Here is a 682-nt window from a genome sequence, read left to right on the forward strand (position 1 = left end):
ATTTGAGGATGCTAACCTTGCTTACAACGTAAACGGGGTGTATGAATTTGATTCAGGTTTTGATCAATCAGCTTTTGAATTGGCTTATTGGGATTTGATGGTGCGTCATGAATCTTTACGTACGGTGTTCAGGGCGAATGATCAGGGTGATATCCGTCAGTTGATTCTTGATCCTGATTCGGATAAATTCCAAGTGTCCTATTTTGATTTCCAGGATCGTAATGAAGCTGATGAATCATCACAAAAGATCTCTGAATATATCACCGAAGCGTTCGATTTATATAATGGTCCATTGTTTAAAGCAGGTCTTTTCCGTCTTTCCCCTGAGAGACTGGTTCTAGCTTACAGCATGCACCATATCATCAGTGACGGATGGTCGCTTCAGGTTATGATGCGTGAGCTTTTGGTTCTTTACCATGCACATGTTTCTGGCACGGCAAGCGGTTTATTGCCTCTTCGTATCCAATATAAGGATTATGTTATGTGGCAGATAATGGAGAATTCTACTTCCCATTACGATGAAATGAAAGCGTACTGGCTGGGGGAATTCTCAGGAGATCTTCCAGTGCTTAATCTTGCTGGTGATTACCCTCGTCCTGTAGTTAAGAGCTATAAAGGGAGTACCTACCATACGCATTTTGATAAAACCGTTACCGCAGGACTTCATCGTCTTTCCAAAAGT

1 protein-coding gene is annotated in these 682 nt (G+C 41.8%); it reads left to right on the plus strand.

The window, feature by feature from the left end; translation table 11 throughout:
- Nucleotides 1-682: condensation domain-containing protein (locus GFU89_RS23230; protein ID WP_318849382.1), on the plus strand; the 682-nt coding region annotated here is incomplete at both ends.

The sequence above is a fragment of the Chryseobacterium sp. JV558 genome (assembly GCF_033712365.1).
Lineage (GTDB): Bacteria > Bacteroidota > Bacteroidia > Flavobacteriales > Weeksellaceae > Chryseobacterium.